The 23,251-nt window shown below is 75.1% G+C and carries 20 protein-coding genes and 6 tRNA genes; 13 read left to right on the top strand and 13 right to left on the bottom strand.

Annotated features, from left to right (window positions below; all coding sequences use genetic code 11):
- Window positions 1-13: 13 nt before the first annotated feature.
- A tRNA-Val gene (locus tag WA788_RS11620) sits at window positions 14-85 on the bottom strand.
- A gap of 343 nt (window positions 86-428) precedes the next feature.
- Here WA788_RS11620 and WA788_RS11615 point away from each other — a divergent pair.
- Together WA788_RS11615 and WA788_RS11610 are read left to right on the top strand one after the other, a co-directional pair.
- On the top strand, window positions 429-842 hold the full coding sequence (locus tag WA788_RS11615; RefSeq protein WP_003959770.1) for an SsgA family sporulation/cell division regulator: 414 nt from the start codon (window positions 429-431) through the stop codon (window positions 840-842).
- Between the two features lie 193 nt (window positions 843-1,035).
- Window positions 1,036-1,611, top strand: coding sequence for a CGNR zinc finger domain-containing protein (locus WA788_RS11610; RefSeq protein WP_335975653.1), 576 nt, complete (start codon window positions 1,036-1,038; stop codon window positions 1,609-1,611).
- A gap of 56 nt (window positions 1,612-1,667) precedes the next feature.
- On the opposite strand, the gene WA788_RS11605 is transcribed toward WA788_RS11610, so the two are convergent.
- Together WA788_RS11605 and WA788_RS11600 are read right to left on the bottom strand one after the other, a co-directional pair.
- Entirely contained in the window at window positions 1,668-1,862 is a 195-nt protein-coding gene (locus WA788_RS11605; RefSeq protein ID WP_335975650.1) for a hypothetical protein, read from the bottom strand.
- Window positions 1,863-2,451: 589 nt separating this feature from the next.
- Window positions 2,452-2,934 (bottom strand): hypothetical protein, encoded by a 483-nt coding sequence (locus tag WA788_RS11600; protein WP_335975646.1) that lies wholly within the window; start codon window positions 2,932-2,934, stop codon window positions 2,452-2,454.
- Window positions 2,935-3,118: 184 nt separating this feature from the next.
- Between WA788_RS11600 and WA788_RS11595 the strand changes: the two genes are divergently transcribed.
- Window positions 3,119-3,619 carry a DsbA family protein gene (locus WA788_RS11595; protein ID WP_335975643.1) on the top strand — a complete coding sequence of 167 codons (501 nt, stop codon included), beginning with the start codon at window positions 3,119-3,121 and terminating at the stop codon, window positions 3,617-3,619.
- Between the two features lie 50 nt (window positions 3,620-3,669).
- On the opposite strand, the gene WA788_RS11590 is transcribed toward WA788_RS11595, so the two are convergent.
- From WA788_RS11590 to WA788_RS11580, 3 genes are all read right to left on the bottom strand, one after another.
- Window positions 3,670-4,506, bottom strand: coding sequence for a GNAT family N-acetyltransferase (locus tag WA788_RS11590; RefSeq protein ID WP_335975639.1), 837 nt, complete (start codon window positions 4,504-4,506; stop codon window positions 3,670-3,672).
- Window positions 4,507-4,523: 17 nt separating this feature from the next.
- Window positions 4,524-5,345 (bottom strand): aminotransferase class IV, encoded by an 822-nt coding sequence (locus tag WA788_RS11585; RefSeq protein ID WP_335975636.1) that lies wholly within the window; start codon window positions 5,343-5,345, stop codon window positions 4,524-4,526.
- Between the two features lie 82 nt (window positions 5,346-5,427).
- On the bottom strand, window positions 5,428-6,567 hold the full coding sequence (locus tag WA788_RS11580) for a chorismate-binding protein (protein ID WP_335975632.1): 1,140 nt from the start codon (window positions 6,565-6,567) through the stop codon (window positions 5,428-5,430).
- Between the two features lie 223 nt (window positions 6,568-6,790).
- On the opposite strand from WA788_RS11580, the gene WA788_RS11575 reads away from it, so the two are divergent.
- The 5 genes from WA788_RS11575 to WA788_RS11555 all read left to right on the top strand — a co-directional run bounded on the left by WA788_RS11575 (window position 6,791) and on the right by WA788_RS11555 (window position 7,247).
- A tRNA-Gly gene (locus WA788_RS11575) sits at window positions 6,791-6,863 on the top strand.
- Between the two features lie 32 nt (window positions 6,864-6,895).
- Window positions 6,896-6,969, top strand: a tRNA-Cys gene (locus WA788_RS11570).
- Between the two features lies 1 nt (window position 6,970).
- Window positions 6,971-7,042, top strand: a tRNA-Val gene (locus tag WA788_RS11565).
- A gap of 41 nt (window positions 7,043-7,083) precedes the next feature.
- Window positions 7,084-7,155 (top strand) — tRNA-Val (locus tag WA788_RS11560).
- A 20-nt stretch (window positions 7,156-7,175) separates the two neighbouring features.
- A tRNA-Val gene (locus tag WA788_RS11555) sits at window positions 7,176-7,247 on the top strand.
- Between the two features lie 793 nt (window positions 7,248-8,040).
- Here the strand turns inward: WA788_RS11555 and WA788_RS11550 are convergent.
- Window positions 8,041-8,289, bottom strand: coding sequence for a hypothetical protein (locus WA788_RS11550; RefSeq protein ID WP_335975628.1), 249 nt, complete (start codon window positions 8,287-8,289; stop codon window positions 8,041-8,043).
- A gap of 270 nt (window positions 8,290-8,559) precedes the next feature.
- Here WA788_RS11550 and WA788_RS11545 point away from each other — a divergent pair, with 270 nt between their 5' ends.
- The 3 genes from WA788_RS11545 to WA788_RS11535 all read left to right on the top strand — a co-directional run bounded on the left by WA788_RS11545 (window position 8,560) and on the right by WA788_RS11535 (window position 12,483).
- Window positions 8,560-9,777, top strand: coding sequence for a serine/threonine-protein kinase (locus WA788_RS11545; RefSeq protein ID WP_335975624.1), 1,218 nt, complete (start codon window positions 8,560-8,562; stop codon window positions 9,775-9,777).
- Between the two features lie 316 nt (window positions 9,778-10,093).
- On the top strand, window positions 10,094-11,311 hold the full coding sequence (locus WA788_RS11540) for an acyl-CoA dehydrogenase family protein (protein WP_335975620.1): 1,218 nt from the start codon (window positions 10,094-10,096) through the stop codon (window positions 11,309-11,311).
- Window positions 11,290-12,483, top strand: a complete 1,194-nt coding sequence (locus WA788_RS11535; RefSeq protein ID WP_335975615.1) for an acyl-CoA dehydrogenase family protein — start codon at window positions 11,290-11,292, stop codon at window positions 12,481-12,483. The genes WA788_RS11540 and WA788_RS11535 overlap by 22 nt, the downstream gene beginning before the upstream one ends.
- A gap of 55 nt (window positions 12,484-12,538) precedes the next feature.
- Here the strand turns inward: WA788_RS11535 and WA788_RS11530 are convergent, their stop codons facing one another.
- Entirely contained in the window at window positions 12,539-13,246 is a 708-nt protein-coding gene (locus tag WA788_RS11530) for an SDR family oxidoreductase (RefSeq protein WP_335975611.1), read from the bottom strand.
- A 60-nt stretch (window positions 13,247-13,306) separates the two neighbouring features.
- Between WA788_RS11530 and WA788_RS11525 the strand changes: the two genes are divergently transcribed.
- Window positions 13,307-13,678 carry a MerR family transcriptional regulator gene (locus WA788_RS11525; protein WP_335975608.1) on the top strand — a complete coding sequence of 124 codons (372 nt, stop codon included), beginning with the start codon at window positions 13,307-13,309 and terminating at the stop codon, window positions 13,676-13,678.
- 39 nt (window positions 13,679-13,717) lie between these two features.
- Here the strand turns inward: WA788_RS11525 and WA788_RS11520 are convergent, their stop codons facing one another.
- From WA788_RS11520 to WA788_RS11500, 5 genes are all read right to left on the bottom strand, one after another.
- Window positions 13,718-14,533 carry a TrmH family RNA methyltransferase gene (locus tag WA788_RS11520; protein ID WP_335975603.1) on the bottom strand — a complete coding sequence of 272 codons (816 nt, stop codon included), beginning with the start codon at window positions 14,531-14,533 and terminating at the stop codon, window positions 13,718-13,720.
- Window positions 14,526-15,881 (bottom strand): uroporphyrinogen-III C-methyltransferase, encoded by a 1,356-nt coding sequence (gene cobA / locus WA788_RS11515; protein WP_335975598.1) that lies wholly within the window; start codon window positions 15,879-15,881, stop codon window positions 14,526-14,528. The genes WA788_RS11520 and cobA overlap by 8 nt, the downstream gene beginning before the upstream one ends.
- Before the next feature lie 193 nt (window positions 15,882-16,074).
- A complete protein-coding gene (gene cobT, locus WA788_RS11510; protein ID WP_335975594.1) occupies window positions 16,075-19,869 on the bottom strand; it encodes a nicotinate-nucleotide--dimethylbenzimidazole phosphoribosyltransferase in 3,795 nt (1,264 codons plus the stop codon).
- 351 nt (window positions 19,870-20,220) lie between these two features.
- Entirely contained in the window at window positions 20,221-21,447 is a 1,227-nt protein-coding gene (cbiE, locus tag WA788_RS11505) for a precorrin-6y C5,15-methyltransferase (decarboxylating) subunit CbiE (RefSeq protein WP_335975589.1), read from the bottom strand.
- A gap of 103 nt (window positions 21,448-21,550) precedes the next feature.
- On the bottom strand, window positions 21,551-22,201 hold the full coding sequence (locus tag WA788_RS11500) for a GNAT family N-acetyltransferase (protein ID WP_335975585.1): 651 nt from the start codon (window positions 22,199-22,201) through the stop codon (window positions 21,551-21,553).
- A gap of 210 nt (window positions 22,202-22,411) precedes the next feature.
- Here WA788_RS11500 and WA788_RS11495 point away from each other — a divergent pair, with 210 nt between their 5' ends.
- On the top strand, window positions 22,412-23,218 hold the full coding sequence (locus WA788_RS11495) for a class I SAM-dependent methyltransferase (RefSeq protein ID WP_335975579.1): 807 nt from the start codon (window positions 22,412-22,414) through the stop codon (window positions 23,216-23,218).
- The last annotated feature ends 33 nt before the right edge of the window (window positions 23,219-23,251 follow it).

Below are 23,251 nucleotides of genomic sequence, written 5' to 3'. Positions count from 1 at the left end.
GACCTTTTCCGGGTGGGCGATACTGGGATCGAACCAGTGACCCCTTCGGTGTGAACGAAGTGCTCTCCCGCTGAGCTAATCGCCCCGGTGCGTGCCCAACATTACCGCACCCGGCGGACCGCTTCGGACCACCCGCGCCGCCGCGGATGATCTTCCCGGAAACGGCGCCCCGGCAGCGCGGTTCCGAGTCCGCACACACGAGCGGACCGCGCCCCGAAAACGTCACTCCATGTAGCGATTGCGCGACTCCCCCGGACTGGCCAAACCGTCCTGAAACGGCTCCGTACGGGTCGTACCGCTGCGCCGGACGAGGTACCGCAAGCCCCACAAACACCTCAGAGGGGTTTACAACGTCGCCGCAGGTGGCATGTCGATTTCGCCGACGTGCGAATCCCCGAGCGCACACTGAGCGAAAGGCCCTGGCGCTTATGAACACCACGGTCAGCTGCGAGCTGCACCTGCGCCTCGTTGTGTCGAGCGAATCCTCACTGCCCGTGCCCGCGGGCTTGCGGTACGACACGGCCGATCCGTATGCCGTGCACGCCACCTTCCACACCGGAGCCGAAGAGACGGTCGAATGGGTGTTCGCCCGCGACCTGCTCGCCGAGGGGCTGCACCGCCCCACCGGCACCGGCGACGTCAGAGTCTGGCCGTCCCGCAGCCACGGTCAGGGCGTCGTGTGCATCGCCCTCAGCTCCCCGGAGGGCGAAGCCCTGCTCGAAGCCCCGGCGCGGGCCCTGGAGTCCTTCCTGAAGCGGACGGACGCCGCGGTCCCGCCGGGCACCGAGCACCGCCATTTCGATCTGGACACGGAGCTCTCGCACATCCTCGCGGAGAGCTGAACCCCGTATCCCATACCGTCCGCGGCCGTCCTACTCGGGGGGACGCCCGGACACCACCCGCGCCGGACCACCACCAGCGGACCGGCGCCGCAGGCAACGGAGCCGCCGTCCGTGGGAAGCAGACCCCCACGGCGGCGGCTCCCGCGCTAGAGTCCTGGGATTCAGCCGCCGGCCAGCGGGCAGGAGCGATCCCGTGCTCATCAACCACGACACCAGGTGCGCGCTCGACTGCGTGGTGGACCTGGTCAACTCCACACTGCGGACCGAGGGCCGCGAGGGCCTGGCGGACGTCGCCGACCTGCGGGCCTTCGTCGAGCGCAACAAGGTCAGCGACGTGGCCGTCCTCGACGCCGAGGACATCGCCGCCGTGCACGCCGTCCGCGACCGGTTCGCGCAGGTGTTCGCCGCGCCCGACGACGCCAGTGCCGTGGCCCTGCTCAACGCGATGATCGCCGAGGCGGGCACCACCCCCCGGCTCACCGACCACGACGGGTACGACTGGCACGTGCACTACTTCTCGCCCGGTGCCTCCCTGGCCACGCACGTCGCCGCGGACTGCGGGATGGCGATCGCGTTCCTGGTGCTCGCCGGGGAGCGCGAGCGGCTGCGGCGCTGCGAGGCCCCCTCCTGCGGCCGCGCCTTCGTGGACCTGTCCCGCAACCGCTCCCGCCGCTACTGCGACAGCCGCACCTGCGGGAACCGGCTGCACGTCGCCGCGTACCGGGCCCGCCGGCGGGAGGCGGAGGACGCCGGCCCCGTGCAGGCCTGAGGCCCGGCCGGGCGGGGTCGGCCACGTAAACGCGTACGGGCGCCGTACGAGAGCTGCTACAGGGTCAGCAGGTCCCACCCGGCCCCGGCGCCGATGAGCCCGCCCACCACGCACAGGAAGAGCATCAGAGGCGGCTGGGAGAGGGCGTACAGGCACCCCTGGGGCTCCACGAACTCCCCGCGCCGCCGGGCCGCACGGCGCGCCGCCCGCCAGGACTGCGGCTTCTGCGCAGGGGCCGCGGGGGTCGGCACGGCCTCAGGTACGGCCGCGGGTACGGCCTCAGGCGCGGGTACGGCCGCGGGCACGGGCCCGGATACGCCCGCGGGTACGGCAGGCGCCACGGGGACGGCTGGTACGACGGACGGTACGACCGTACGGCCCGGTGCTTCCGACACGCCCGGGATGCCCGGCCGCACCGGAAATCCGGGCCGGACCGGGAAACCCGGGTGGACAGAACGGCCGGGTGCAACCGTACGAACCGGTTTCCGGCCACTCACCGCCGACGCGGCCGGCACCGCGAGCGCGGCCCGCCGCGGCGCCGGCGGCAGCGCCGCCCGTACCGGCGCGGCGGGCAGCACCGGCACCGGCCGGACGACGAGGAGCGGGCGCGCCGGCTCGGCGGCGGCGAGGGTGACGAGGGCAGTGAGGGCGGCGAGGGCGGAAACGGGCGGTTCGGCACGGTCCGGCCGCGGAGGGGCGATGACGTCCCCGTGGGTGGGCAGCACACCGCGATGATCGCGCAGCGCCGCACGTCGCGCGGCCCAACACGCGGACTTTACAAGGGCGTTTACCAGCGTCTCGGATGCCGGGACCGACTTGCGCGCAGGGCCGGAAAACCCCTCAGATCCCGCGCCGCTTCAAGATCTCCTCGATGTCCGCGAACTCCGACAGGCCGCTGTCTCCGGCACCGCCCGAGCGCCGCCGGCCCCCGCTCAGCGCGGGCGCGCCGGCGCCCGGTACGGCGGCGGGCGACGACGCGCCGGCCGAGGAGGCGGCACCCGCGGCGCCCGCGGCACCGGCCCCGCCGCGCCGCCCGCGCCGGCCGGACACCAGCCGGGTGATCCCGAACAGCACCGCGGAACAGGCGATGACGCCGAAGCCGAGCCACACCGACGGCTTGAAGACGAGGTCCACCGCCCAGTCGCCGGTGGCGGTGCCGACCTTCCGGCCCAGGGTCACCAGCCCGGCCAGCGCGAGACCGACCGGCAGCAGGGAGATCGCGGCGATCCGCGTCGCCGCCAGGAACCGGCGGCGGTAGGCGGTCACGATCGCGATGGCCAGGCCGCCCGCGGACAGGGCGGCGCACAGCGTGTCGGTCAGCATCCGGCGGCTCCTGCGGCTGCGGTTCGGCCCGGGGGCCGACCGGGGCCCCGCGAGCGTGGTCCCTCCCATCCTGCCTCGCCCGAGCCCCCCGGGGCCATGACGGGGCGCCCGCCGCCCCGGAATATGGGGGGCATCTCCGGGTTCGGCTGTCGGGCGCCTCCTCCGCAGGTGGGAGACTTGTCGTATGACCGACACCCCCTCCCCTGCCGTGCTCGACGTCTGGTGCGAGTTGCAGTGCCCGGACTGCCACAGCGCCCTGGCCGACCTGCGGGCGCTGCGCGAGCGGTACGGCGCCGCGCTCGACATCCGCTTCCGGCACTTCCCGCTGGCCAAGCACCAGCACGCGCAGGCGGCCGCGCAGGCGTACGAGGAGGCGTTCGCGCAGGGCAGCGGCTGGCCGTACGCGGAGGCGGTGCTCGGGCGGGTGGCGGAGCTGGCCGACCGCGGTGAGCCGGTGCTCGTGGAGGCGGCCGGCGAACTCGGCCTGGACGCCGAGGAGGTGGAGACCGCGCTGATCGACGGCCGGCACCTGCTGGTGGTGGACGCCGACGTGGCCGAGGGCAAGGCGATCGGCGTCACCGGTACCCCGACGTACGAGATCGGCGGCGAACTCCTGGACGGCTCCAGGTCGCAGGAGGGGCTGCGCGAGCGGATCGAGCAGATCGCGGACCGCCTGCTCCGCTGAACCGCAACCGCCGCTTCCGCGGCGGGAGGAGCTGCCGCGGAAGCGCCCGGCTACAGCAGCGGTTTGCTGAAGTGGCGGTTGGTGGTGCGGTAGCCGAGCGACTCGTAGAGCCGGCGGGCGGGGGTGTTCGCGGTGAAGACGTTGAGCCCGAGGGTGGTGGCGCCGCCCTCTCGGGTCAGGCCCTCCGCCACGCGCATCAGGGCACGGCCGTAGCCGCGTCCGCGGTGCTCGGGGGCGACCTCCACGGAGCTGACCCAGGACGGGTCGGCGAGGCGTATCCAGGCCAGGTGGCCAGCGGGCGCGCCGTCCCGTTCGAGGACCAGCACCAGGGCGCCGGGCGAGTCCAGTCCCTCGGGGAAGGCGCTGTCGAAGCCGGCGGCCTCCTCCCGCTCGGCCTGGTCGGGCGGCACCCCGGTGCCGGTGAGGACGGCGAGGTAGCCGTCGCGTTCGCGGGCGCGCCAGGCGGCGTACTCGTCTTCGCGCATCAGGCGCAGCGAGGTGTCCGGCGGCAGCACCGGGCTGTCCTGGGCGGGCGGTTGGGGCAGCGTGAGCAGCATGGTGCGGTTGCGCTCGGTGTAGCCGAGGGACGCGGCCATCCGCCGGGCGTACGCCATGTCCGCGCCGACCGTGGTCTCCACGCGGGTGCAGCCCCACTGCCGCAGCACCTCCTCGGCGGCGAGCGCGGCCACGGTGCCGCGCCCGCGGTGGCGGTCCGGCTCGTCGATCCGCAGCGCGTCGATCCGGCCGACCGTCGGGCCGTAGCGCCGGTCGGTGCCGACCAGGACGGCGCCGACCGGGCGGCTGTTGACGCAGACGGTGTAGGTGGCGGAGCGCGAGCCGTCGGCCCCGGTGCGGACCGGGTCCGCCGGGCGCAGGGTGGTGGTCACCGCGGTGCTCCTGAGGATCAAGGATTGGGGTGGGCGGCGGCGCGTTCGGCGAAGACGCGCATCGCCTTGGCGGTGACCGGCCCGGGGGCGCCGGGCAGTGTCCGGTCGTCGACGCGGTGCACGGCCTGGATGTCGCGCAGGCTGGAGGTCAGGAAGACCTCGTCGGCCTCCGCGAGGACGCTCAGCGGCAGTTCGGCCTCCTCGGCGCCGGCCCACTCCACGACGAGCGCGCGGGTGATGCCGGCCAGGCAGCCGGAGGCCAGCGGCGGGGTGAGCAGCCGCCCGCCGACCGCGACGAAGACGTTGGAGCCGGTGCCTTCGCACAACTGCCCCTGGGTGTTGGCGAAGAGCGCCTCGGAGGCCCCGGCGGCGTGCGCGCGGGCCAGCGCGACCACGTTCTCGCCGTAGGAGGTGGTCTTCAGACCGGTCAGCGCGCCCTTCTCGTTGCGGGTCCAGGGCACGGTGACCGCGGCGGTGGTGTCAGGGCGGGCGGTGGCCGGGCCGAGCGCGACCACGAGGGTGGGGCCGGCGTCGCCGCGGTCGGAGCCGAGCGGGGACAGGCCGCCGGTGTAGGTGATGCGCAGCCGGCCCATCGGCATCGGGTTGGCCTCCAGCACCGCCGCGCAGGCGCGGGCGACCTCGTCGAGGTCGGGCTCGGGCAGGCCGAGGCCGGCGGCGGACCGGGCCAGCCGGTGCAGGTGGCGGGTGGTCGCGAAGGCCCGGCCGTGCTCGGCCTTGAGCGTCTCGAAGACGCCGTCGCCGACCGTCAGTCCGTGGTCGAACACCGACACCGTGGCGTCGGCCGCGTCCCGCAGCCCGCCGTCCACCCAGATCCTCACCGCACTGTCCTTTCACCGCCGTGTGCCGCGCCCGGGCCGGGCGCCGCGTCCTCGAAGGCCGCTGAAGGGCCCGCCGTGCCCTTCATACCCCGCGGGTGCCGCTTGTCCCGTGTATGCCGCCGCTGGGCTGCGCCGGTGCCTCGCGCGCCGCGGGGTACACCTCCGACGCTACCGCCAGCAGCCGCTCGGCCTTCAATGCGGTCTCGGCCCACTCGCCGCCCGGGTCGGAGCCCCAGGTGATGCCCGCGCCCGCGCCGAACCGCAGCACGGGCCCGCCCGGCACGTCCCGGTCGATCCAGAACGTGCGGATGCCGACGGCGAGTTCGGCGGTGCGCCGGTCGGCGTCCACCCAGCCGATCCCGCCGCAGTACGGGCCGCGCGGGGCGGTCTCCAGCTCGGCGATGATCCGCAGCGCGCTCGACTTGGGCGCGCCGCTGACCGAGCCGGGCGGGAAGGCGGCGCCGAACAGCTCCGGCCAGCCCGCGCCGGGCCGCAGCCGGCCGCGGACGGTGGAGACCAGGTGCACCAGGCCGGGGTGCGGCTCGACCGCGCACAGGGCGGGCACGGTGACGGTGCCGGGGGCGCAGATCCGGCCGAGGTCGTTGCGCACCAGGTCCACGATCATCACGTTCTCCGCGTGGTCCTTGGCGAGGAAGTCCGCGGCGGTGCGGGCGGTGCCCTTGATCGGGCCGGACTCCACCGTGTCGCCCCGGCGGCGCAGGAAGAGCTCGGGGGACGCGGTGGCGATCTCCACGCCGTGCGCGGGCAGCCGGATGACGCCCGCGTACGGTGCCGGGTTGCCGTGGGCGAGGACCGCGCCGAGCGCGTCGATGTCGCCGTACGGCGCGGGGAGCGGCGCGGTCAGCACGCGGCAGAGGTTGACCTGGTAGACCTCGCCGGTGGCGATCCTGGCCCGGATCTCGCGGACGCCCTGTTCGTATCCGGCCCGGTCCATGGAGGAGGTCCAGCTCCGCGGGTCGGGGCCGCGCCAGCCGGTGCGCGCGGCGACGTCGGCGGGGGTGGCGGCGGGCGGCGGCGCGGGCCGGGGGGCGCGCCGGACGTCGCCGAAGCGGGCGCAGACCGTACGGCCGTCGAAGTCCGCGGCGACGGCCCAGAAGCCGGACGAGTCCAGCGCGGCCACGTCGTCGGTGACATCGCGCAGGTCGGTGGCCAGCAGCGGGCCGAACCGGGCGATGGGGGGCGGTTCGCAGGAGGCGTGCACGGGATTCCCGGGGGTCGGGCGGAGTGCCGGGGACGGGCCGGACCGCGCAGGTGAGCGGCCTGCGGGGCGCTCCGCGGAGGCGGCCGCGGGGCTCCCGCGACCGGCCGCTTCGCCGTCGACAGCTTGTCATTGCCCCGGCACGCTGCGGAAACCGGTTTTTGAGCTGGACCGGGAATCCGCTAGAGTTCAACTCGTCGCCGAGCAGTCCACGGTGGCGGCACCTGCGGACGTGGCTCAGTTGGTAGAGCATCACCTTGCCAAGGTGAGGGTCGCGAGTTCGAATCTCGTCGTCCGCTCGATGTGGGGGATCATCCCGAACCCCCGCTGTGGTGGAGTGGCCGAGAGGCGAGGCAACGGCCTGCAAAGCCGTCTACACGGGTTCAAATCCCGTCTCCACCTCCAAGGACGATTAGCTCAGCGGGAGAGCGCTTCCCTGACACGGAAGAGGTCACTGGTTCAATCCCAGTATCGTCCACTGGCCCCCGATCGGGGCTGCTGCTCCACCGTTCCACCCCCGCGCGATTAGCTCAGCGGGAGAGCGCTTCCCTGACACGGAAGAGGTCACTGGTTCAATCCCAGTATCGCGCACGCACCGCCGGCACCATCCCGGACGATTAGCTCAGCGGGAGAGCGCTTCCCTGACACGGAAGAGGTCACTGGTTCAATCCCAGTATCGTCCACCCGATTACCGCGTGGCCGCGGCTGCGGTCATCTTTACTGGCTCACGGCCGAGATGGCGGCAACAGGCGCGCGGAAACCGCCGTCGGGGCGCCGCCCCTCTCCCCCGGTCCTGAACGAGCCGATGTGACAGCCGGGTTGGCGTGCACTCCTCGAATAAGGTGCCGAAAATCTCGTCATCATGACATGAGGGCCGGTGTTCCCACAGGGTTACCGGCCCTCACGTTTGCTGCCGAGCCGAGTACCGGTCGGGGCGGGTGCGTCGGAAGGCGCGGAAGCGCCGAACCGCCCCGCATGGCCCGGCGGCGTGGGCGCCCGTACGCGGAAACAGCGCTGTGCCCGGGTATCGGCTGATACCCGGGCAACCGCTGCCGTCCGTCCTACCCCCGTCCCCACGGGGTTGACCGGTGAGTCCCGACCCGGACCGCTCTTCCGGGCCTGAAGCGTGGTGTGACGCCCCAACAGGCCGATCACGGACGACGTCTGTGCGATCCGGCCGCGGGTGCGGCGGTGACCGAAATCCGTGTGCACTTCGTGGAGCGGCGGGCGCTTGACCTCGGGGGACGAGTACCCGCCCGCCGCTCGACTCCTAATCTACGGTCCGGTCCGGGCCGGGGCGTCATGCCTCCGGACAGCTTTCCGGCCTCCCGCAGGATGACGTCCCGACGGCTGCCTACTCCCCTGGGTGGACACCGCCTCCGCGGCTCTCAGGGGTGTCCCGGAGGCCGTCCGGGCGCGGTCGGGCCCGGACGGCCGCGGACAGCCGGGCCCACGGGACGGGCTCACGGGACGGGCTCACGGGGCCGGGGCGGGTGCCGGGGCCGGGTCCTCCCTGGGGACGGGGTGCTCGACGAGCGCGAGCACCCGGGTGGCCATGAAACGGGCGGTCCGCACCGGCGTACCGCTGCGGGTGACCTCGCTCACCTCGACCACACCGCGCCGCACCGCCGTCTCGACCCGGCGGCCGGCGCGGGTCGCGCTCACCTCATACGTGCGGGTGCTGTCTCCCGCGTCGACGACTATCTCCACACGATCACCCTTCACGGCGTCACTCCCCCTTGGTGGACTGCCCGTTGGCGACTGCACGGGAAGGGGCGCAAGGCGGTGCCCGAGGCCGCCGCTCCCGGCCCCGGCCTGCCGCTTCCGTCATCTCCCGCATCTTCAGGATGCCACCGGGCACTGACAATTCACGGCCCGTCGCCTGCGAGGCATCACCGCACACGGGGACTTGAGTACGTAAGCTGTGGACGGCCGACCGGCCAGCGAAGCGGAGCGGGGGCCTGGCCACCACCGCCGGAGGTAGGGGACACACACATGGCGATGATGCGGCTACGGCGCGAGGACCCGCGGGTCGTCGGCTCGTTCCGGCTGCATCGGCGGCTCGGCGCGGGCGGCATGGGCGTGGTGTACCTGGGCGCGGACAAGCGCGGGCAGCGGGTGGCGCTCAAGGTGATCCGGCCGGAGCTGGCGGAGGACCAGGAGTTCCGGTCCCGGTTCGCCCGCGAGGTGTCGGCGGCCCGGCGGATCAGGGGCGGGTGCACCGCGCGGCTGGTCGCCGCGGACCTGGAGGCCGAGCGGCCCTGGTTCGCGACGCAGTACGTGCCCGGGCCGTCGCTGCACGACAAGGTCGCCGAGGCGGGCATCCTGCCGGCCGCCGAGGTCGCCTCGATCGGGGCGGCGCTGGCGGAGGGGCTGGTGGCCGTGCACGAGGCCGGGGTGGTGCACCGCGACCTCAAGCCGTCGAACATCCTGCTGTCGCCCAAGGGGCCGCGCATCATCGACTTCGGGATCGCGTGGGCGACCGGGGCGAGCACGCTGACCCACGTGGGGACGGCGGTCGGCTCGCCCGGGTTCCTCGCGCCCGAGCAGGTGCGCGGTGCGGCGGTCACCCCGGCCACGGACGTGTTCGCCTTCGGGGCGACGCTGGCGTACGCGGCGACCGCGGACTCGCCGTTCGGGCAGGGCAGTTCCGAGGTGATGCTCTACCGGGTGGTGCACGAGGAGCCCGACCTCGTCGGGGTGCCCGACGCGCTGGCGCCGCTGGTCCACGCGTGCCTGGCGAAGGACCCCGAGGAGCGGCCGAGCACCGTGCAGTTGTCGGAGCGGCTGGCGGAGATCGCGACGCGCGAGGCGCGGGGGCTGTCCGCGGTGCGGCCGCCCCGGCCGGAGCGGCCCACCGGGCGGCGGGCCGAGGAGTATGCGCAGCAGCGGACCGAGCGCGGTGCCGCGGTGGCGCCCGCGGGCCGCCCCTCCGGTGCGCGGACTCCCGCGGCGCGGACGTCCGGCGGCTTCCCGGCCCCCGGTACTCCCGCGGCCCGGCCCGCGCCGCGCACTCCCGCGGGCCGCACGCCCGCCGGGCGGACCCCCGCGGACCGCACCCCCACCGGCCGTGCTCCGGCGAACCGCACGCCCGCGCCGCGCCGTCCCGGCGCGCCCGACTCCCGTCGGCGGCTGCTGCGCCAGCGGGTGTTCGTCTTCGTCATCGTCACCCTCATCGCCGCGGCCTGCATCGCGGTCCTCCAGGCGGTGTAGCTCTCCCCCGACCCCGCGGGTCTCCCTGGTCCCGGGGCTCCTTCGCGGTCCCCGGGCTCCCCCGGTCCTTGGGTCCCCCCCGCTTCCCCGGCTTCCCCGGCGCAACGGCATCCGGGGCCCCTGTGCTGGTGGGCGCCCTGCCGCGCCGCGCCGTGCCCGCGCGGGCCCGGGCGGTGTGCCGGGGCGGGGCTCCGGCCGGCCGCGGCCCTTCGCCGTATGCGCTCACCGCTCCCCGTGGGGGTAGGCAGCGGCGCCCGGGTCGGGTAGCTTTCCAAGCGCTTGCTTAGAGTGGTGGTGACGGAAGGGCGGCTGCGCGATGGGTCAGGGCAAGGAGGCAGGGGACGGCACCGTGGACGCCGCGGCGCTGCGCGCGAAGGTGGCGGCGCTGCTGGCCGCGCACCCGCCGGAGGCCGTACCGCCCGGGGAGTTCCTGCGGGCGCGGTTCGACGCGGGGCTGGCGTGGGTGCACTTCCCGCCGGGCCTGGGCGGGCTGGGCGCCCCGCGGTCGCTGCAAGCCGTGGTCGACGCCGAACTCGCCGCCGCCGGGGCACCCTCCAACGACCCGCGCCGCATAGGCATCGGCCTGGGCATGGCCGCGCCGACCATCCTCCGCTACGGCACCGAGGAGCAGAAACAGCGCTTCCTGCGGCCGCTGTGGACCGGCGAGGAGGTGTGGTGCCAGCTGTTCTCGGAGCCCGGCGCCGGTTCGGACCTCGCGGGGCTCGGCACCCGGGCGGTCCGGGAACCGGACGGCGGCGACTGGATCGTGGACGGCCAGAAGGTGTGGACCTCCAGCGCCCACAACGCGCGCTGGGCGATCCTCATCGCCCGTACCGACCCCGAAGCCCCCAAGCACCAGGGCATCACCTACTTCCTGTGCGACATGACCGACCCCGGTGTCGAGGTCAGGCCGCTGCGCCAGATCACCGGCGAGGCCGAGTTCAACGAAGTCTTCCTGACCGGGGTGCGCATACCCGACGCCCACCGGCTCGGCGAGGTCGGCGACGGCTGGCGGGTCGCGCAGGCCACGCTGGCGAACGAGCGGGTGGCCATCGGCGGCACGGTGCTGCCCCGCGAGGCGGGCATGATCGCCGGGCCCGCGGCGGCGTGGCGGGAGCGGCCGGAGCTGCGTACGTCCGAGCTGCACGACCGGCTGCTGTCCGCGTGGGTGGACGCGGAGGTGGCGCGGCTGTCCGCGGAACGCGTCCGGCAGCAGCTCGCGGCGGGCTCCCCCGGGCCGGAGGGCGCGGGCCTGAAGCTGGCGTTCGCGCGGCTGAACCAGCAGATCAGCGGGCTGGAGGTGGAGCTGCTGGGCGAGGACGGGCTGCGCTACTCGGACTGGACGATGGTCCGCCCGAAGAGCGTCGACTTCTACGGCCGCGACGCCGGCTACCGCTATCTGCGGGCGAAGGGCAACTCGATCGAGGGCGGCACCTCGGAGATCCTGCGCAACATCATCGCCGAACGGGTGCTGCGGCTGCCCTCGGAACCGCGGACCGACAAGGACGTCGCATGGAAGGACCTGCCCCGATGACCGCCGCCCCCACCCGGCCCGCGCCCGCCGGCTCGCCCGACCTGCTCTACTCCGACATCGAGGACGACCTGCGCGGCACCGTCCGCGCGCTGCTCGCCGACCGCTGCCCGCCCGAGGCGGTGCTCGCCCGGGTGGAGGGTCCGCAGCCGTACGACCCCGAGCTGTGGCGGCTGCTCGCGGCCGAACTGGGGCTCGCCGGGCTGCTGGTGCCCGAGGTTCTGGGCGGGCAGGGGGCGGGTGCGCGGGAAGTGGCCGTCGTTCTGGAGGAGTTGGGCGCGGCGGTGGCGCCGGTGCCGTTCCTGGGCAGTGCGGTGCTGGCCACCTCGGCGCTGCTGGCGTGCGACGAGGCGGCCGGCGGTGCGGCGGCGGGCGGTACGGTCGCGGCGCTGCTGCGGCGGCTCGCCGCGGGCGAGGTGCGCGCCACCCTGGCCGTGCCGCTGGCCGCGGCGCCCGGCGGCGGCTTCCCCGCCACCGTACGGGCCGATGCCGAGGGGCGCCTGACCGGGCGGGTGACCAGCGTCGCGGACACCCCCGGCGCGGACGTCCTGGTGGTCCCCGCGGTGGGCCCGGACGGCCCCGGGCTGTACGAGGCGGCCGCCGCGGACGTGTCGGTCGCGCCCTTCACCTCGCTCGACCTGACCCGGCCGCTGGCCGACGTCTCCTTCGACGGTGCCGCGGCCCGCCCGCTGCCCGCCGCCGATCCGGCCGCCGCGCTGGAGGCGGCGCTGCTGGCCGGTGCGGGCCTGCTCGCCTCCGAGCAACTGGGCCTGGCGCAGTGGTGCCTTGACGAAACGGTTCGCCACCTCGGGCAGCGGCACCAGTTCGGCCGGGTGGTCGGCTCCTTCCAGTCCCTCAAGCACCGGCTGGCCGACCTGTGGCTGGAGGTCGTCTCCGTACGGGCCGCCGCCCGCGCGGCCGCCGACGCCCTCGCGACTGGCTCGCCCGAGGCCCCCGTGGCCGTCGCGGTCGCCCAGTCCTACGCGGCCCGCGTCGCCGTCCGCGCCGCCGAGGAAGCCGTCCAGCTCCACGGCGGCATCGGGATGACCTGGGAGCATACCCTCCACCTCCGCCTCAAGCGCGCCAAGGCCGACGAGATCGCCCTGGGCACTCCCGGCCGCCACCGCGCCGCCCTGGCGCCCCTCGTCCACCTGCCCCCGCCGCCTCCGCAGTGAGCCTTTGCCGACCTGCGGAATGACGGTCGCGGCCGGGTGGCCTCCCGGACCGCGGTCAGGGGTTCAGCAGGTGGTGCAGCTGCTCGTCGAACTCCCTCGGGTCGCGGCTCAACGACGCCTTGACCAATTCGGTGAACTCGTCGACCACCACCTCGACGGCGTCGGCCTCGACGCCGTCGAGGGTGATGCGGGCGACATCGGCCGGGTCCATCTTGGGCACGTCGTAGCCCTTCATCATGTCGGTGTCGGCCGCCCCGAGATGTACCGAGGTGACGAGCGTGCCCTGACCGGCCAACTCCTGGCGCAGCGCCCGGGTCATGCTCCAGACCGCTGCCTTCGAGACCGCGTAGGCGCTGCTGCCGGGGAAGACGAACCATGACGCCGAGGAAGCCATGTTCACCATCGCGCCCCCGCCGTTCGCCGCGAGGACCGGTGCGAAGGCGCGGGCCATCGACAGCGTGCCCCAGAAGTTGACGTCCAGGGCGGCACGGACCTCCTCCAGGTCGCCGAGCAGGGCGCCGCCTCCGGTGCCGGCGTTGTTGACGAGCAGGTTCACGTCGCCCGCCGCTCGGGCTGCGGCGGTGACGGCGTCCGGGTCGGAGATGTCCAGGGCGAGGACCTCGACGCCGTCGAGGTCGACGGACTCGGGACGACGGGCGGTCGCGTAGACTTTCGCGCCTCGCTCGAGGAGTTGGGCGGCGAGGTGGCGGCCGATGCCGCGGTTGGCTCCGGTGACGAGCGCGGTGGCTCCGTTGATGTTCATACGGCGTACGCTAGAACCTCACGTCAACGTGAGGATCAAGTCCGGAGCGACGGAGGTGCCATGCGGATCGGAAAGGTGGCCGAACGCGCGGGAGTCAGCGTCCGCGCGCTGAGGTACTACGAAGAGCAGGGGCTCGTCGTCGCCGACCGCAGCCCCAGCGGCCACCGGCAGTACCCCGAGTCCGCCGTCGCGCGGGTGAAGTTCATCCAGCTCCTCTACGCTGCCGGCCTGGCCAGCAAGGCGATCCGGCAGATCCTTCCGTTCCTGGACACGCTCGTCGCGACCCCGCAGATGACGCGCCGGCTCATGGACGAGCGCGCCCGCATCAGGTCCCAGATCGACGCCCTGACCAGGTCCCACGATCAACTCGACGAGCTGATCCGCCTCTCCGCCGCCTACGAGCACACCCCGGCCACCTGCTCAGCGGCCTAGCCCCGCCGGCCGGCTGCGCTGAGCGGGGGGTGAGGGGGGTCAGGGGCGGGTGGCGTAGAAGGCGACGGCTGAGGCGGCGGCGACGTTGAGGGAGTCGACGCCCGCGGCCATGGGGATGGTGACGCGGGTGTCGGCGGCCCGCAGAGCCGCGGGGGTGAGCCCGTCCCCTTCGGTGCCGAGCAGGAGGGCGAGCCGGGCGGGGCGGCGGGCGGCGAGGTCGTCGAGCGGGACGGCGTCGTCGGCCAGGCAGAGCGCGGCGAGCGTGAAGCCGTGCGCGCGCAGGAGTTCGAGGTCGTACGGCCAGTTGTCCAGCCGGGTCCACGGCACGGAGAAGACGGCGCCCATGGAGACTTTGACCGCCCGCCGGTAGAACGGGTCGGCGCAGCGCGGGCTGAGCAGGACCGCGTCCACCCCGAGCGCGGCGGCGGAGCGGAAGGCGGCCCCGAGGTTGGCGTGGTCGACGGTGTCCTCGAAGACGGCGACACGGCGCGGCCCCGGCCCGAGCCCGGCCAGCAGCTCGTCCACGGTCCGCAGCGGGGTGCGGGCCATCGAGGCGAGCGCACCGCGGTGCACGTGGTAACCGGTGACCTGCTCGGCGAGCTGCGGCGTGACCTCGTACACCGGCGCGGTGGCCGCGGCGATCACGTCGCGCATCGGACCGAGCCACTTCGCCGACAGCAGCATCGAGCGCATCGGGTAACCGGCGGCCAGGGCGCGCCGGATCACCTTCTCGCCCTCGGCGATGAACAGGCCCTCGGCCGGTTCGCGGCGGCGCCGCAGCTCGACGTCGGTGAGGGAGGTGTAGTCGGTCAGCCGCGGGTCGGCCGGGTCCGTGACGGGGACCGGTTCAGCCACGCGTCCCGCCGCCCGTATCGGAACCGGAGGAACCCGAAGCACCGGACGAGCCGGAGGAGCCGGAAGCGCCGGGCGCAGACGACCCCTCGCCCCCGGGCCCGTACGTACCCGCCGCCCGCGCCGCGTCCGCGACCGCCCCGCCCACGGCCACCACCTCGCCGATCACGATCACCGCCGGCGGCCGCACCCCGGCCGCCACGACCCGCTGCCCGACGTCCCCGAGCGTCGCGTCCACCCGGCGCTGCGCCGCGGTCGTACCCTCCTGGATCACGGCGACCGGGGTGTCCGCGGGCCGCCCCTCGGCGACCAGCGCCGCCGCGATGGACGCGATCCGCTCCACCGCCATCAGCAGCACCAGCGTGCCGCGCAGCTTGGCCAGCGCCGCCCAGTCCACCAGCGACCGCGGGTCCTCCGGCGCGACATGCCCGCTGACCACGGTGAACTCGTGCGCGACCCCCCGGTGCGTGACCGGGACCCCCGCGGCGGCGGGCACGCTGATCGCGCTGGAGATGCCGGGCACCACCGTCACCGGGATGCCCTCCCGGGCCAGCGCCTCGGCCTCCTCCATGCCGCGCCCGAAGACGTACGGGTCGCCGCCCTTGAGCCGCACCACGGCCTTGCCCGCCTTCGCGTGCTCGACCAGCGCCGCGTTGATCGCCTCCTGCGCCATCGCCCGGCCGTACGGGATCTTCGCCGCGTCGATCACCTCGACGTGCGGCCCGAGTTCGTCGAGCAGGTCGCGCGGGCCGAGCCGGTCGGCGACCACCACGTCCGCCTCGGCCAGCAGCCGCCGTCCGCGGACCGTGATCAGGTCCGGGTCGCCCGGGCCGCCGCCGACCAGCGCGACCCCGCCGGTGCGGGCGCGGTGGTGCGGCGCCCCCAGCGTGCCGTCGCGCAGCCCGGCGACGACCGCGTCCCGCACCGCCGCCGAGCGCCGCGGGTCGTGCCCGGTCAGCACCGCGACGGTGACGCCCGAACTGCGGCCGGTCGCCGGGGTCCACGCGGTCGCCGCGTCCGCGTCGTCGCTGCGTACGCACCACACCCGGCGCTCCTCCGCCTCGGCGCTCGCCGCGGCGTTTGCGGCCGGGTCGGTGCTCGCCACCAGGACGTACCAGGCGTCCGCGAGGTCGCCCGCACGGTAGGTGCGGCGCTCCCAGCGCAGTTCGCCGGCCGTCGCCATCGCCTCGACCGAGGGGGTCGCCGACGGCGAGACCAGCAGGATGTCGGCGCCCGCCGAGACCAGCGCGGGCAGCCGCCGCTGGGCCACCTGGCCGCCCCCGATCACCACGACCCGCCTCCCGGCGAGCCGCAACCCTACGGGGTACGCGGGGGCGTCGTCGTGCGGCATGAGGGCTCCTTGATCGTGCAGGGGTTCATAACTCTACGGCGCGGCGCCGCGGCGGTCGTACGGCACAGCGCCGCCCGGTGGCGCGGGCGGCCGCGCCCCGGTACGGCAGAGCGGTAAGGCGCCTCGCTGCCGTACCGGGGCGCGGCTCACTGCGGTGTGCCGCAACCGGACCCGGCGCGGGCCCGGTTGCCGGCTACCCCTTCTCCGTGACGCCCGCGGCGTCGAACGTGGCGACCTCGTGCATGGCCCGCGCAGCGCTCTGCACCAGCGGGAGCGCGAGCAGCGCCCCCGTGCCCTCGCCGAGCCGCAGGTCCAGGTCGACCAGCGGCCGCAGCCCGAGCGTGGTGAGCGCGGCGACGTGCCCGGGCTCGGCGCTGCGGTGCCCGGCGATGCAGGCGGCCAGCACCTCCGGGGCGATCGCGCGGGCGACCAGGGCGGCGGCGCCGGCGCTGACGCCGTCGAGCACGACCGGGGTGCGCAGCGCTGCGGCCCCGAGCATCAGCCCCACCATCGCGGCGTGTTCGAGCCCGCCGATCGCGGTGAGGACGCCGATCGGGTCGTCGGGCTCGGGCCGGTGGAGTTCGAGCGCGCGCCGGACGACGTCGATCTTGCGGGCGTGCATCTCGTCGTTGATGCCGGTGCCGCGGCCGGTGACCTCGGCGGGGTCGGCGCCGGTGTAGACGGCGACGATCGCCGCGGACGACGTCGTGTTGGCGATGCCCATCTCACCGGTGAGGAGCGCCTTGTTGCCCGCGGAGACCAGGTCGCGCGCGGTCTCGATGCCGACCTCGATCGCCTTGAGGACGTCCTCGCGGCTCATGGCGGGCCCGGCGGTGAAGTCCGCGGTGCCCGGGCGCACCTTGCGCGGCAGCAGCCCCGGGGTGGCGGGCAGTTCGGCGGCCACCCCGACGTCGATGACGCAGACCTCGGCGCCGACCTGGTTGGCGAACGCGTTGCAGACCGCGCCGCCGCCGAGGATGTTGGCCACCATCTGGCCGGTGACCTCCTGCGGCCAGGCGGTGACGCCCTGGGCGTGCACGCCGTGGTCCCCGGCGAACACCGCGACCGCGGCCGGCTCGGGGATCGGCGGCGGGCACTGCCGGGACAGCCCGCTGAGCTGCGCGGAGATGATCTCCAGCATGCCCAGCGCACCGGCCGGCTTGGTCATCCGCTTCTGCCGCTCCCACGCCTCGCCGAGCGCCTTGGCGTCCAGCGGGCGGATGCCCCGCAGGGTCTCCTCCAGCAGGTCGTGCGGCTCCTCGCCGGGCAGCGCGCGGTTGCCGTACTCCTCGTCGTGGACGACCCAGGACAGCGGGCGGCGCTGCGACCAGCCCGCCTGCATCAGCTCGGGGTCCTCGGGGAACTCGTCGACGTACCCGACGCACAGGTAGGCGACGACCTCCAGGTGCTCGGGCAGGCCGAGTTCGGCGACCATCTGGCGCTCGTCGAAGAAGCTGACCCAGCCGACGCCGATCCCCTCCGCGCGGGCGGCGATCCACAGGTTCTCCACGGCGAGCGCGGAGGAGTACGGCGCCATCTGCGGCTGGGTGTGCCGGCCGAGGGTGTGCCGGCCGCCCCGGGTCGGGTCCGCGGTGACCACGATGTTCACCGGGGTGTCGAGGATCGCCTCGATCTTCAGCTCGCGGAACTGCCGGGCCCGCGCCTTGGGCAGCGACTTGGCGTACGCGTCGCGCTGCGCCATCGCCAGTTCGTGCATCTTCTCGCGGGTCTTCTGCGAGCGGATCACCACGAAGTCCCACGGCTGGGAGTGGCCGACGCTCGGCGCGGTGTGCGCCGCCTCCAGCACCCGCAGCAGCACGTCGTGCGGGATCGGGTCGGGGCGGAAGCCGTTGCGGATGTCGCGCCGCTCGCGGATCACCCGGTGCACGGCGTCGCGCACGGCCGGCTCGTAGGGTTCCGCGGCCGGCTTCCTCGCCGCCGCGGGCTGCGCGGCGGCCGGCTGCTCCTGCTGCTCGGGCTCTTCGTGGTCCGAGGCGTCCTGCTCCTGCTGTGCCGCTTCCTGGTCTTCCGCCGCTTGCGGCTCTTGCGGCTCTTGCGGCTCTTGCGGCGCTTCCGACGGTGCCGCGTCGGCTGCCTCGTCCGGCGCCGCGGCGGGCTGTTCGGCGGGCTGGTCCGCGGGCGCTTCGGCGACGGGCTGCTCGGCCGCGGGCTCGGCCGCCGCTACGGCAACGGGCTCGGTCTCGGGCTCGGGCGCCGCTGGCTGCTGGGCCGGCTGGGCGGCGGCCGGGGCGGCCCGGCGCTTGCCGCGCCGCCCGCGGGCGGCGGGGACCGGTTCAGCGGGTGCCTGCTCCGGCGCGGCGGCCTGGCCCTGCGGTTCGACGGGGGCCGGGGCCTCCGCGACTTCCGCCGGTACAGGGGCCGGTACGGCTTCGGGCGCGACGTCGGGCGCTGCCACCACGACGGGCTCGGGCGCCTGCTCCGGCGCCTGCTCCGGGGCCGCCTCGGATACGGCCGGCTCCGGCTGGGCCGGTGCCTGCGGCGGCTGGAGCACCGTGAACCCGGCGCCCTGGGACGCCTCGGGACCGCTGCCCTGCGGGGGTACGACCGGTTCGGGCGCGGCCGCTTGCTCCGCGGGGACGGGAGCGGGGGCCGGCGCGGGGGCGGGCGCCGCCGCCTCGGGCGGTACGGCCGCGGCCTGGGCGACCGGCGCTGCCGCCTGGGGTGGCACCTGCTCGCTCACCTGCGGCTGGACCTCGGCCGGAGCGTCGGGCCGGCCCTCGGGCCGCGGTGCGGCCGGGGGCTGGGCCTGCGGTGCGACCTCGGCCTGCGGCTGGGCGGGCGCGGCGGCCACCGGCTCCGGCTCGACCGGCACCTCGGGCCGCGCCACGTCCGCCGGCGCCGCCTCGGCCTGCTGAACCTGCTCCTGCTCCTGCTGGACGGGCTGGACCTGCTCCTGCGGCACCTCGGGCGCTTCCACGGCGCCGGCTGCTTCGGGCGCCTGCGCTGCCGCCGGGGGCACCGGTGCGACCTGCTCGGCCGGGCGCGGCACGCTGTCCGCGTGCGGGATCAGCGACTGCTGCGAGGCACCGCCGGGCGCGGCGGGCCACGGGTTGCCCGGGGTGACGACCGCGGCCGCGTCGGGCTCGCCGGTCTGCTGGGCCGGGATGGCGTTCAGGTCGTCGCGCGGCACGTCGAGGTACTCCGGTCCCGACGTCGCGGGGCCGGGCACCGTGACCGCGGGGCCGCGGTCGGCCAGGGACCGTACGGAGACGCCGCCGCTCGGAGTGTCGGTCACGGGCGGGCCCATGTGCAGGGGGCGGCGGGGCGGGGCGGGCTGCTGGAGCGCGGGCGCCGGCTCGGCCGGGGCCGTCCACCCGGGAGCGGCGGGCTGCGGCTGCGGCGCGGCCGCAGTGTCGGCGGCGTCGGCCTGCGCGGCCGGGTACGCGGCCGCGTCCGGCACCGCGCCGGGCTGCGGCTCCTGCACCGGCTGGTCCTGCACCGGCTGATTCTGCACCGGCTGCGGCTGCCCGGGCTGGAGTTGGGTCGGGTCCTGCTGGGGTTGCTGCGGCTGCTGGGCGACGAACACCTGCGCGCCCTGGCCGATCACCGGCTGCGCCACCGTCTCCAACGGCACTTCGAGCGGCACCTCCACGGAGATCGGCCGGTCCGCCGCGGGCTGCTGCAAGGACACCGGCTGCTGCACGGCGTGCGCGACCTGCGGAACCTGCTGCACCGGCGCGGGCGCGGGCGGCGGCACCGGCTGCGGGTCGCTCCAGGAACCCTGCGTCCCGGGCATCAGCAGCACGTCGTCCTCGTCGTCGAGCCCCTCACCGGGCGGCGCCGGGTGGTCGAGGTAGGCGTATCCGGGTGCGGGCTGCTCGCCCGCGGGTGCGGCGGCCCAATCGGCCTGCTGCGGCGCGCCGTTGCCGGGGAAGGCCGTGTGCGGCGGGAGAAGCGCTTCGGCGCCTGTGTCCGCGCCAGCGTTCTCCGGCAGCCCCTCGCCGGGGATCTGACCGGTGTCCGTCATGCGTGCCCCTCGCCCATCGGTTTCGCTCCTTCCAGCCGCTGCGCCCTGCATGACCCGACCCCCTACGACGTCTAACGAGCGGGTCCGGCATGCGGCACGTCGGACCCGGCCCCCCGGAGCGCCGGGTGACCCGTCAACGTGTGATGACGGCACAACAGTCGGTCAGCCTACCCCGGGTCCGACCGCGTTCAGGCCCTTGGTCCGCACGGCGGGACGTATCTCACACCGACCTGCAAAGTACCGCTGCCACCAGCGGAAACGTGCTGCGCACCCGTCCCGTTGGCCTTCCGGGGAAGGCAACGGCGGGGCCTTGTCAGGGGAGTCGGGCGATCACCGCGGCGGGGCCCGCGGTCAGCGCCGGGAGCCACACAGCGCGAAGTTCACCGCTCGCTCACGCTCGGCCCAGTCGCTGTCCAGTTCGACCGTCTGGAGCACGGAGCGCTCGACGTCGTAACCGCCGTCGGTCAGCGCCCGGGTGATCGCCTCGGCCTCGTCCCGGTTGCCTGCGGCGGCGACGATCCGGGCCGGCCGCCGGGCCGCGCAGGCGGCGGCCACCGCCGGGTCCGCGGTGCCGAGCCGGACGACGTCCGGCTCGGGCAGGTCGTCCAGCGCGGCCGGCGCAGTGCCCTGGACCACCTGGAGTTGGACGCCCACGCGGCGCGCCGTCGCGGTGATCCAGTCGCACGCGTCGGCGTCCTGGTCCACCGCGATGACCGCGGCGCCAAAACCGGCCGCCTCCACCGCGACGGACCCGTCGGCGGCGCCGATGTCCCAGACCAGGTCCCCGGACCGGGGGCCGAGCCGGGCGAGTTGGAAGGCCCGCAGCTGCGCCGGGAGCCGGCCGCCGTACTCCGCCGCGGGCAGCGCCCAGCCGCGCGTGTCGCCGGGGAAGCCCGGGTCGCGCCCGGCGATCCAGCTGCCGCCGGAGTGGGTGACGGGGGCGCCGAGCGCGGCGATGCCCTGGCCGCGGGAGCCGAGCCCGCCGACGACCAGCACCACGTTCGGGTCGCGCCATATGTGGTCGGCGACCTTGTCGGAGGTGAGGACCGTCACCTCTTCCCGCTCGGTGCCCAACTCCTCGCAGATCACGAAGGTGCGGTGGACTCCGGTGAGCAGCAGGGCGAGTTCGGCGGGTCCGGCGCCGGGCGCGGTGAGCACGGCGACCTTGGTGTTGGCGCGGCAGACGTTGACCGCCCGGCGCAGGGTGCGGGTGGTGGCGACCACCACGCGGGCGTCGTCCCAGGGCATGCCCGCCCTGGCGAAGGCCCGGGCGACCGCCGACACGGCCGGTACGACCTCGACCTCCAGGCCGAGTTCGGGGGCCCGCAGCGCCCGCACCACCCCGAAGAAGCCGGGGTCGCCGTCGGCGAGGACCACCGCGGTGCCGCGGTGTCCGGCGATCCGCCGTGCCGCGATGTCGATGCTGCCCAGCACGATCTGCTCGGCGCCCTTGGGGACGTCCGACAGCGCGAGGTGGTGGCGGGTGCCGGCCACGAGGGTGGCCGCGTCGAGCGCTGCCCGGGCGGCCCCGGGCAGCGGAGTGCCGTCCCATCCGATCACGGTGACCCTGTCGGCCATCGCCACCCGCCTCCAAGCCGTCATGAGGGTCCCCGGAAAACTCTAACCCGGGCCCTGACCGCCCGGGGCGGTCCGTTCTTCCGCGGTGGGAACCGCGGGGTGTTCAGCGCCAGTCGGCGTAGCTCAGCTCGTCGGGGCGGACCTCGTCGCCCGGGGTGCCGGGCTCCTCCAGGTCCTCCCGCAGCAGGCTCCACACGAGCAGGTCGGTGCGGACCTCGTCCCACGCCCCGGCCGGGTCGGCGTCGGGGCGGGCCCGGACGATCCCGGCGCTGCGCAGCACTCCTTCGCTGACGCACCCGATCTTCTGCGCGACCTGCTGGGAGGCGGTGTTGTCGGCCGCGGTGCGCAGCTCGACGCGTTCGAAGCCCTGGTCGCGGAAGAGCCAGCGGCACATGGTGAGGACGGACTCGCAGGCGTAGCCCTCGCCGCGGGCCCAGCTGGCGGTGAGGTAGCCGGCCTCGGTGCCGCGGATGCGCCAGTCGGTGTTCTGGAGGGTGACGGTGCCGACCAGGCGCTGGGTGAGCATCTCGGTGACGGCGAGCACGAGTCCGCGGCCCTGCACGCGTTCGGCGGGGGCGCTCCGGGTGACGAACTCCAGGGCGTCGGCCGCGGTGTAGGGCTGGGGCACGTTCGTCCACGCCGCGATCAGCTCGTCGTTCATCATCTCCACGAGTGCGGGGATGTCGTCCTCGTCGTACGGGCGCAGCACCAGCCGGTCCGTACTGAGTGAGATGTCCGGAAAGGTGGAGGTCATTCGTGCTCCGTAACCAGGGCATGGGTGGATGGCACAGCATGCAGCATCACGCCCGGCGGGCGCCGGGCAGGGTCCGCGCGGCGGGCCCGGCGCGGCGGGCCGGGGGTGAACTGGCTTCCAGGGTAGGGGGGATGGGCGGGTAGAAGGGGTGTCTCGCCGTTCGGTCGGGGTATCCGTGAACGTCATCCGATCCTGCTACCGTCAGCCCGCGTGAGAGTGCACCACGCAGCAGGAGTCGGCTATCAGCGGGCCGCGGGGGTCTATGAGCGCTCCCGGCCCTCCTATCCGCTCGCGGCGCTCGCGGACCTCGCGGACGCGCTGCCGCTGGAGCGGGGCCGTACGGTGGTCGACCTGGGGGCCGGCACCGGCAAGTTCACCAGGCTGCTGGCGCTGACCGGGGCCGAGGTGCTCGCGGTGGAGCCGGTCGCGGAGATGCGTGAGCGGCTGGCGGAGCTGCTGCCGGGGGTGGCGGTGTCGGCGGGGACCGCGGAGGACACCGGGCTGCGCGGGGGCTGCGCGGACGCGGTGGTGGCGGCGCAGTCCTGGCACTGGTTCGAGGCGGACCGGGCGCTGGCGGAGGTGGAGCGGCTGCTGCGGCCGGGCGGCGCGCTGGTGCTGGTGTGGAACACCTACGACACGTCGGTGCCGTGGGTGCGGGACTACCAGGACATCTACTTCCGGCTGGCGCCGAGCGACCTGCCCAGTCCGCCGCTGGCCGCGGGCCCCGGGCCGCACGCGCCGGGCGAGCTGGCCCGCGCCTGGCGGGAGACGTTCGCCGCGCGGGCGGGCTGGGGGGTGATCGAGGAGCGGCACTGGCCGAACCCGCACTCGACGACCGTCGCCGACGTGGTGGACCGGATGATGTCCTCCAGCCACATAGCCGTGCTCGGTCCGGACCGGCAGGAGCGGGTGCGGGCGGAGCTGGAGGAGGTGCTCGGCTCGCATGACGCGACGCGGGGCAGCGGGGCGATCGAGATGCCGTACACCACGGACGTGTACTGGGTGCGGCACGGCTGAGCGGCACGACCGCGCGGCAAGGGCGGTGCGGGG

It is taken from the genome of Streptomyces sp. CA2R106 (assembly GCF_037034245.1).
GTDB lineage: Bacteria > Actinomycetota > Actinomycetes > Streptomycetales > Streptomycetaceae > Actinacidiphila.
This window is presented reverse-complemented; position numbering and strand designations above follow the sequence as displayed.

Bases quoted from the DNA above. Each gene is read 5' to 3' on its own strand.
- WA788_RS11530 (WP_335975611.1), bottom strand. From the start codon at position 13,246: ATGAACATCAACGGAGCCACCGCGCTCGTCACCGGAGCCAACCGCGGC.
- WA788_RS11595 (WP_335975643.1), top strand. From the start codon at position 3,119: ATGACCGACACCCCCTCCCCTGCCGTGCTCGACGTCTGGTGCGAGTTG.
- WA788_RS11500 (WP_335975585.1), bottom strand. From the start codon at position 22,201: ATGACCTCCACCTTTCCGGACATCTCACTCAGTACGGACCGGCTGGTG.
- cobA (WP_335975598.1), bottom strand. From the start codon at position 15,881: ATGCCGCACGACGACGCCCCCGCGTACCCCGTAGGGTTGCGGCTCGCC.
- WA788_RS11525 (WP_335975608.1), top strand. From the start codon at position 13,307: ATGCGGATCGGAAAGGTGGCCGAACGCGCGGGAGTCAGCGTCCGCGCG.
- WA788_RS11600 (WP_335975646.1), bottom strand. From the start codon at position 2,934: ATGCTGACCGACACGCTGTGCGCCGCCCTGTCCGCGGGCGGCCTGGCC.
- WA788_RS11545 (WP_335975624.1), top strand. From the start codon at position 8,560: ATGGCGATGATGCGGCTACGGCGCGAGGACCCGCGGGTCGTCGGCTCG.
- WA788_RS11540 (WP_335975620.1), top strand. From the start codon at position 10,094: ATGGGTCAGGGCAAGGAGGCAGGGGACGGCACCGTGGACGCCGCGGCG.
- WA788_RS11535 (WP_335975615.1), top strand. From the start codon at position 11,290: ATGGAAGGACCTGCCCCGATGACCGCCGCCCCCACCCGGCCCGCGCCC.
- cobT (WP_335975594.1), bottom strand. From the start codon at position 19,869: ATGACGGACACCGGTCAGATCCCCGGCGAGGGGCTGCCGGAGAACGCT.
- cbiE (WP_335975589.1), bottom strand. From the start codon at position 21,447: ATGGCCGACAGGGTCACCGTGATCGGATGGGACGGCACTCCGCTGCCC.
- WA788_RS11615 (WP_003959770.1), top strand. From the start codon at position 429: ATGAACACCACGGTCAGCTGCGAGCTGCACCTGCGCCTCGTTGTGTCG.